Raw genomic sequence first — 8,338 nt, 5'->3', positions numbered from 1 at the left:
GAGCAATACGATCCCTGACGTTATGAAACGTCTGCCGAGAGATCTTCTCATCCTTGCAAAACTGCTTGATAGTTTTTCCGTCGCGAACCGGATCGAAATCCGCGATCTTTCTGCGTGTGTGCGATGAAATAGCCATCCGACCATTTCACCGGTTCAGTGTCCAAAAAGTCTCTAGACATCGTGTCCAATAAGTGACTGGACTCCATGTCCAAAAAGTCATGAGACATGACACGGCACAACTAGACGATCTCGCCGCTACCGAACATCATGTGCAATATCACCTGGGAAAACTTCGAACCCGAATGCTGATCGTCTAGTAGGGAGCCTAGCCGAGCTAGACGATCAGCAAAACGAACAGCAAAAAGCCCCGGTTAGGAACATTCCCAACCGGGGCGAAAGCCAGGGGCGAACGCCAGGGGCGAACGCCAGGGGCTAAACCCCTATACAGGTTTTACTTGTTGTCTTCGACGACGCCGTCGGTCTCGAAGCGCTCCTTGCGTACCTCTTCAGAGACGCGCTCGGTGTCGCGGACGGTGTCCTTCTCCAGGGAAACCTTCTCTACCGGGACGGATTCCTTGGATACGGTCACGCGGTCCTCGTGAAGCGTGACGGATGCTTCCTGCTCGCCGATGTTGCCGTCGTAGTTTGCGCGGTCTGCGTCGGTGATCGGCTCGCGTACGATGCGGACTTCCTCGCGCTCGACCGGAACCTCGACGGTTTCGGTCTCCTCGACGACGTACTTACGCAGGCTGACCTGGCCGGATTCGACGCGGTCCTTGGAGACGTTGAGCTGCTCCTCGGAGCGGATCAGTTCGCCGTCGACGTCGGTGGTGCGGTCTGCGGCAGCGGCGCGCTCATTATCGACGACACCACGCTCACCGGCACCAGCACCAGCACCCGCGGCACCAGCACCCGCAGCACCAGCAGCACCGACACCGGCACCAGCAGCGGCGTGCTTACCGGTCTCGTAGGTGGTCACGTCCTCGGTGGTCTCCAGGCCGTAGTGGCGGTAGAAGGCGTCCTGGTCCTGGGTGGTCAGGTGGCCGTTTTCGTCGAGATCCGGTGCGTCCTCGATGCGGTCCTTGGAGAATGCGAGGTGCAGGTCGCCGTCGCGAAGCGTGTGGCCACGCAGCGGGACGATGGAGTCGCCGCCACCGAAGAGGCCGTGGCTAACGGATACGAAGTCCGGCTGGCCGGAGGAGTCGTTGACGTAGACGTCCTTGACGCCGCCGACCTTGTCGCCGTTGACGTCGTATGCGGTTGCGTTTGCAAGATCCTCGATGCGGTTGAGGTTAGTCATTGTTGTTTCTCCTTTTGATTTGTTGTTGCGAGAACGATTCCGACCGTAACGACGATCAACCGTTCTGGCAGCGGACCCAACCTGAGCCTCGAAAAGTAGAACGGGTGTTCGAGCGACAAACACGACAAGTTCAGGTAGTCCCATGGAAACCGCCAACAGCCAGCGGAAACGAAAATCTGAAAGGTGGCAAAACGTTCAGCGAAATGAACGCAATGTGTCAGTTAGGTAACAGCGAGCTACCAATCGCATAGAGAAAACGCGAAATGTGAAGTCCGCCAGAGCGTGAATATAATTCCTGAAACTATGCCGAACGGACCGCTTGGATGTCGCGCAGGTGGCGGTAGAAGGTGACGCGGGAGACGGGTCGGGGGCGCAGGTGGTCGTCGATACGCACTGCGATTTCATTGCCACCGGATTGCAGGGCGCGCCCGGTGAGGGTGCGGGTGCCGTCGAGGCGTGCGACGGGTTGGCGGCGCAGGAAGCGGCGGGTGGGTACGAGTGGGCTGGTGAAGGGGGCGGCGGCGATGCCGGGCGCGTCGACGGTGGGTACGAGGCGTGCGCCGTATTCGACGCCGGGGTGGACCAGCACGTCCGAGTCGACGACGACTTCGCCGTAGTAGGGCGTGGCGCCGTCGTCAGTAAAGAGCTCCGCGGATCCTGCAACGACCTCGCCGAAGTCGGTGCGGATGCAGGGGATGGGCCGCACGGGCCCGCCTGCAGCAAGATCCGCAGACTCCGCGCCCCAGAGCACCGCCGCGGGCGATTGCGGATCCGCGGGCACGTACCCGACCTCCACCCACATGCAATCCGCGCGCATCAGGCGGGTGAGCACCAGCCCGAGGGCGCGGTCGCTGCCTGACACCACAACACGCAACGGCTCAGAGGGTTGCTGCGGCGCAAACGTGGGTGCGCCGAGGTGGTCGACGGCGGGGTTTTTCTGGATCTCGTCAAGCGACGGGGTGGGATCTGAGGGGAGCACTTCGCGCGCGATGGCGTCGAGAAACTTGAGGTCGCGCTGGGTGGGGTGCGCGGGGAGTTGGAACGTTTCTGCGCCCGGAATTGAGGGTTCGGGGGACGCGCCGCATGCGCAGTGGATGAGCCGCATGGCGCTCACGGTACAATATGCCCGTTCATACGCCATATTTAAGGAGTGCGTGATGTCCGCCATCATCATCGTGGGCGCCCAGTGGGGCGACGAGGGCAAAGGCAAAGCAACTGACATTCTCGGCGGTCGGGTCGACTACGTGGTTAAGCCCAACGGCGGTAATAACGCTGGGCACACGGTGGTTGTCGGTGGGGAGAAGTACGAGCTGAAGTTGCTGCCCGCCGGCGTCCTGTCCGAAAACGCCACCCCGATTCTGGGCAACGGTGTGGTGGTGAACCTTGAGGCGTTGTTCGAGGAGATTGACGGCCTTGAGGCGCGCGGTGCGAATGCGTCGCGGTTGAAGATCAGTGCGAATGCGCATTTGGTGGCGCCGTATCACCAGCAGTTGGATCGTGTGCAGGAGCGTTTCTTGGGCAAGCGCGCGATTGGCACGACGGGTCGTGGCATCGGCCCGACCTACGCCGACAAGGTCGCTCGCGTGGGCCTGCGCGTGCAGGACGTTTTCGACGAGTCCATCCTGCGCCAGAAGATCGAGTCTGCGCTCGATGTGAAGAACCAGATGCTGGTCAAGATGTATAACCGTCGCGCGATTTCGGTCGAGGAGACGATGGATTACTTCGGCCGTTACGCGGAGCGCCTCGAGCCGATGGTGATTGATGCGGAGCGCATGCTTAACGACGCCCTCTCCGCCGGCAAGCACGTCCTCATGGAGGGCGGCCAAGCCACCATGTTGGACGTGGACCACGGCACCTACCCGTTCGTGACGTCCTCGAACCCGACCGCCGGCGGCGCGTGCGTGGGTGCGGGTATCGGCCCGACTCGCATCACGGGCGTGCTGGGCATTATCAAGGCGTACACCACCCGCGTTGGGGCGGGTCCGTTCCCGACGGAACTGTTTGACAAGTGGGGCGAGTTCCTGCAGGTCACCGGCGGTGAGGTCGGCGTGAACACCGGCCGCGTGCGCCGCACCGGCTGGTACGACAGCGTGATCGCGCGCTACGCCTCCCGCGTCAACGGCTTTACGGACCTGTTCCTGACCAAGCTCGACGTGCTCACCGGCATCGGCGAGATCCCGATTTGTGTGGCCTACGACGTGGACGGCAAGCGTTTCGACGAAATGCCGATGACCCAGACCGACTTCCACCACGCAACGCCGATCTACGAGACGATGCCCGCCTGGGACGAGGACATCACCGGCTGCCGCACCTTTGAGGAGCTGCCGCAGAAGGCCCAGGATTACGTGCTGCGCCTCGAGGAGCTCTCCGGTGCGCCGATCTCCTACATCGGCGTCGGCCCGGGCCGCGATCAGACCATCGTGCGCCACGACATCATGGAGCGGTAGGGGAAGTGGCACAGGGCGGACGTGATCTGGCCGATTATGTTGCCGCTGCCAGCCAAGAATGTAGCGTCACTGACCATCGGTTGTGCAACGGGCTACGGACTTGTGAAACACTAAGTGAGTTACTCGTTTCCTCGGCTGATCACTCAGAGGGCGTAGGGGCAGATTATGTGCACCTCCCGGGTGAGCCAACGAGCTGCTGGACGACTGCGCAGCTCCTTCGGCTTGTCTCGGACAATCTGCGGCGATTGAACGTCCCAGACAGGTTGCGTCGTGATACTCAAATCACGTCCGCACTTGGCAAGTTGGCCGATCGCGGTCTGTCCGCCGATGCGATCATCCGAACTGGATTCGGGCCGATGTTGATCGATTTTGTCCTTGAAGGAGCGTTAGCGTGCCGGCAGCTCGTGCTGGAAAAAGAACGCGGGAGTGATGAACTGCTTCTGGGAGAATGGGCTGATCTTCTTATTGCAAGTCCAGAGCTTCAAGGCGTAGCAGCAGGAGACCGGAGCTTGGCCCGAGCTAGGGCGATGAATGGGTCTTTTGTTCGGGAGGTGCAACGTTGGCTTCAAGAGGCGCCTATTGCGCATCTCGTTGGGTGGCGTTACTCAACAGACCAGTCTCTTGCCGATGGTGAGGATCTGTTTTTGCTCAATGGCCGTGACGCAACGGTTTGGGTATGTGAGCGGTTTACAAAAACGTATCTAGACGAGTGGGCTAGTGAGTCCCTGCTGTGGGAGCTGACTTTCATAACGAAGCCCGGTGCGGTTCAGGGATTAGCCCAATTTGACGTTGGTCTTCTGGAGGAACGCAGAGTCTCTTTGTTTGATGTAACCCAAGAGCTCGCTAGGCGCGCAACTTCACAAATTGCGCCCTATCAGCGGGGGCCATTGGCTGAGCTGGAGAAAGCACAGAAATCCGTAATTGCCGCATTAGACAAAGGTGACGTGGACCAGGCGGTCAACCTGGCAAGTGAAAACATAAACCTGTTTCCTAATGAGCCAGAGGTGAAGAGAAACTTCGGGTTCTGCATTATTGGAGAAAACCCGGAGCGCGCCTTGGAGACGTTGAAGCTCTACCAACCGGTAGAGGAGGGGTCGCTGGTCAGCACGCTCAATCATTTCAATCTCGTCGCCGCTTCATACCGCTGCAATAGGGATGCGCCACTAGAGAGTATCCAGTTTCTGATTGATGCTTTGCCCGCCGGTATGCCGACGGGATCGATGTGGTTGTGGGAGCCTGAAACCCTGAGGGATACGCCTACCGTTGTGCCGATTGAGTTGGAAGCGTGGAGGCGCCGCATGCTAAGAGTTCTGGGCTTGTTGGATCAGTGATTCCACCGGCAGGAGGAGATGGAGCGGTTCTCCTGGCATTTCATGAAAGTTAGCGTTATGGAGGTAGAACTGTTTTGCGCTTTCATCGTGTGCGTGGATGAGGATCGCTGCCGCACCGATTATCTCCGCTGCGGCGATCGCGCGTCTAAACATGTCCTGTAATAGGGATTTGCCTAGTTGTCTGCCTTGAGCGCGCGAATCGACAGCGAACCGCCCCAGAAGGATGATCGGAACATCCTTGGGACGGTTGTTGCGGAATCGCTTGGGCAGGGCATCTCGGCTGACTCCGCCCGATGCGAGAGCGTAGTAACCAACTACCTTGTCGTTAAGCGTTGTCACGTAGGTGACAGAATTGTTGGCGCGTTGGTTTTTCCAAGCGTTTTCTTTGAGCCACTTGTCTAGGCTTTCCACCCCGCAGGAGAAACCTGCAACATCATCTTCCTTTTCGATCGTTCGCGGAGGTTGGATGATGTCCCTAGTCAAGGTGGAACTCCTTTCCGAAGACGGAGTCGGATGCGAGAAGGCGCGCTAGTTTCGTGCCGTCGACGGGGGTATCGAGGGCTTTCTCGAATTTGGCGAAGTCTTCGTCGCTCAATTCGAACCAACGGCGATCGGCAAGAATCTTTTCCGCTTCGATCATTGCGCTGCCGAGCACGAAATCGGACACCGGAACATCCTGGGCTTCGGCGGCACTTCGTAGCGTCTCGTCCTGGACCTCTGTTGTCCTGAGGTGAAGTCGCTTAACTTTTGGCTGAGTCATAGGGACCACTGTCCTTACTTTTGTGTGGTGAGGTCTTCAAGCAACGTGTAGAACCTGTGCGCACAATGTACGCCACGCTGCCTCGCGCCTCAAGTTGAGGGGTGAGAACGTGCGTTGATGGCACTATGTGATCGTCACCAACCCCACCGTCAGCAAGCGACCCTATGCAAAAACTCACAACCTAAGAAAAAGGGGATTGCGGTGCGGGTTTTGCCATGTGGAGCGGTGCGAACGCTTTGAAGAAGCTTAAAGAATTAAAAGCATTATCAAGTGAAAGAAACAAAATATTACGGACACTTGTCTAACTCCTTACGCTCGGCTATGTCGTCTCTGTGTGACAGGTGTCAAATTCAGCGTACAAAGAGATGCACGTATCTAACCGAAGGATCATTTTCGAGGGAAGGAATTTCGGTGAAGAAGAACTACATTTCCCGCCGCCGCGGCACTTCCATTGCCGCAGCCGCGCTGTCGTTTGCGTTGGTTGCGCCGTTCGCACAGCCAGTTGCGTTCGCTCGGGAGGAAGCGCCTGCTGCTGAGTCTGAGCAGAATTCGCCTGCTCCGGTGGTTGATGAGAACGGAATCATTGATGCGGACATGATCGCCAGCGGTCGTGTCACCAAGGCCGCGAACCTGACTGATGCACACGGTGTTGGTAAGGGCTTGATCTCGGGCCACGTCTACATGGCCACTCCTGGCGGTAACCCGGGTGCCGCGTATGACAACGGCAACGTGAAGCTGGACGGCATCACCGTCTATGCGCAGTTCCGTGACAAGGATGGTTCGTACTCGCCGATCTTCAAGGCGCAGACGCACACGCTGCCTGACGTAGTCGGCGGTAACGGTGGTCAGGGTACGTTCGCGTTCGGTACTGGCGATAAAGGCATTACCTGGACGGACAAGCTTGGCCGTGAGCACACGTGGTCTGCCCGTACGGGCCAGAAGCACCGCATCTGGGTTGAGCCGTTTACCAACGAGCGTGGCAACAACGTTGTCATGTTCCGCCAGGCCAACGGTTTCGTTCCCGGCTCGTTCAACGGGCTGGTTGAAGGGCCGCTGGGATCCTTTGGCGTTGCTGACGCGAACATTCAGCTCATGGCTGCGTTCTACCAGGAAGTCCCGCCAAGCCACAAGGAAAGCTGGATGGCTGCCAAGGGCGACAGGCTGGTCGAGGACCCCGAGGGCCCGATCGGTCTGGCGTCAACCCAGACTGACGTACCGAATACCGTTTCCGGTCGCGTGTGGCTGGAGACCGGCGGTCCGGACAAGGGCATCGTGGCCACCGGCCCGTCGTACAACGGTATCGACGAACCCGCGGACGGCTACACCGTTTACGCATCCACCCTGACCAAGGATGGTGCCGCGGCAAACCAGGTGCTGCACGAGCAGTACAAGAACGACCCGGCGAAGTTGGCCGAGGCGACCAAGCAGATGCTCGAGGATAATCCGGAGTACATCCTCAAGACCGTCTACGGCAAGACCGATAACGAAGGCCGCTACACCCTGCGCTTTGGCAACTACGAGAAGGGCCAGGTCCGCGAGGATATCCTCAACCCGAACCACATGTTCGTGTGGGTGGAGAACAAGGACGGTGTGGTCCAGAACGGCTACACGGGCTTCCACACCCCGATCTTCCAGCGCTTTAACGGCGGTGGAAACTTCAAGGCGGCGGCTTCCCCGGGCGAGAACCAGCTGCCGATTAACTTCAACGGTCTTCCGTACCAGGAACTGAACTCGCTGTACAACGTCAACTACGCGGTCATGCCGTACACCCCGGTGTCGATCACGGCTGATTACAACGCGACGGATAAGCCGGCTGCACCTGGCGTCACGGTGACGCCGGAATTCCACGGCAACCTGTCCACGCTGCCGTCGAAGGTGGAGTGGCGCGACGCTAAGGGCAAGGTCCTCAAGACGTGCGACCTCGACCAGTCCAAGGGCATCAAGGCCCAGGTTGCAGCGTGCACCTTCGACATCCCGGATGATGCGAAGAAGGGCGACTTCTTCAACGTGGTCCTGGTCTCTGGAGGCAATGATGTTTCCGCATGGACCGTGCTGGTCACCCGCGACGCGGACGAGTACACCCCGTCCTATGAGGACAAGCTCGTTGTTCCGGGCGAGGAGACGAAGTCTGCTCCGACCTTTACCAAGGTCGACGAGGATGGCAACGAGACCGAGGAGAAGGTCGACGCTCCGGAGGGCTCCAAGTTTGCGATTCCGCAGGACTTCAAGGCTCCTGAGGGCTACGTGGTCACTATCGACGAGAACACCGGCGAGATCACCGTGACCTTCCCGGACAAGTCCAAGTTGAACAAGGATACCGTTGAGGAATTCGACGTTCCGGTTGTTGTGACCTACCCGGATGGTTCCACCGACGACGCGACCGCGAAGTTCAAGCTGGACACCGATGGGGACGGCACACCCGACACTGAGGATCCGGACGATGATGGTGATGGCATCCCGGATGACAAGGAGAAGGAAGACAAGACCAACCCGAAGGTTC

7 protein-coding genes are annotated in these 8,338 nt (G+C 59.1%); 3 read left to right on the top strand and 4 right to left on the bottom strand.

The features are described 5' to 3' along the window. Nucleotides 1–451 precede the first annotated feature (451 nt). Together HMPREF2734_RS05850 and HMPREF2734_RS05845 are read right to left on the bottom strand one after the other, a co-directional pair. A complete protein-coding gene (locus tag HMPREF2734_RS05850; RefSeq protein WP_070569911.1) occupies nucleotides 452–1,300 on the bottom strand; it encodes a PRC and DUF2382 domain-containing protein in 849 nt (282 codons plus the stop codon). A 301-nt stretch (nucleotides 1,301–1,601) separates the two neighbouring features. After that, nucleotides 1,602–2,405 (bottom strand): hypothetical protein, encoded by an 804-nt coding sequence (locus HMPREF2734_RS05845; RefSeq protein ID WP_083308099.1) that lies wholly within the window; start codon nucleotides 2,403–2,405, stop codon nucleotides 1,602–1,604. Between the two features lie 52 nt (nucleotides 2,406–2,457). Between HMPREF2734_RS05845 and HMPREF2734_RS05840 the strand changes: the two genes are divergently transcribed. After that, nucleotides 2,458–3,747, top strand: a complete 1,290-nt coding sequence (locus HMPREF2734_RS05840; RefSeq protein ID WP_070451081.1) for an adenylosuccinate synthase — start codon at nucleotides 2,458–2,460, stop codon at nucleotides 3,745–3,747. A gap of 245 nt (nucleotides 3,748–3,992) precedes the next feature. Next, nucleotides 3,993–5,078: a hypothetical protein gene (locus tag HMPREF2734_RS05835; RefSeq protein ID WP_141750438.1), complete on the top strand. Its 1,086-nt coding sequence runs from the start codon at nucleotides 3,993–3,995 to the stop codon at nucleotides 5,076–5,078. Here the strand turns inward: HMPREF2734_RS05835 and HMPREF2734_RS05830 are convergent. Both HMPREF2734_RS05830 and HMPREF2734_RS05825 read right to left on the bottom strand, forming a co-directional pair. Then, nucleotides 5,049–5,561, bottom strand: coding sequence for a GNAT family N-acetyltransferase (locus HMPREF2734_RS05830; protein WP_070422117.1), 513 nt, complete (start codon nucleotides 5,559–5,561; stop codon nucleotides 5,049–5,051). The genes HMPREF2734_RS05835 and HMPREF2734_RS05830 overlap by 30 nt on opposite strands. After that, on the bottom strand, nucleotides 5,554–5,838 hold the full coding sequence (locus tag HMPREF2734_RS05825; RefSeq protein ID WP_070422119.1) for a type II toxin-antitoxin system TacA family antitoxin: 285 nt from the start codon (nucleotides 5,836–5,838) through the stop codon (nucleotides 5,554–5,556). The genes HMPREF2734_RS05830 and HMPREF2734_RS05825 overlap by 8 nt, the downstream gene beginning before the upstream one ends. 411 nt (nucleotides 5,839–6,249) lie before the next feature. On the opposite strand from HMPREF2734_RS05825, the gene HMPREF2734_RS05820 reads away from it, so the two are divergent. After that, nucleotides 6,250–8,338, top strand: a 2,089-nt coding sequence (locus tag HMPREF2734_RS05820; RefSeq protein WP_210384741.1) for a YPDG domain-containing protein, incomplete at its 3' end; no start/stop codon positions are given.

Origin of the sequence: Corynebacterium sp. HMSC055D05 (assembly GCF_001810365.1) — a bacterium.
GTDB classification, from domain to species: Bacteria; Actinomycetota; Actinomycetes; order Mycobacteriales; family Mycobacteriaceae; genus Corynebacterium; species Corynebacterium coyleae.
This window is presented reverse-complemented; position numbering and strand designations above follow the sequence as displayed.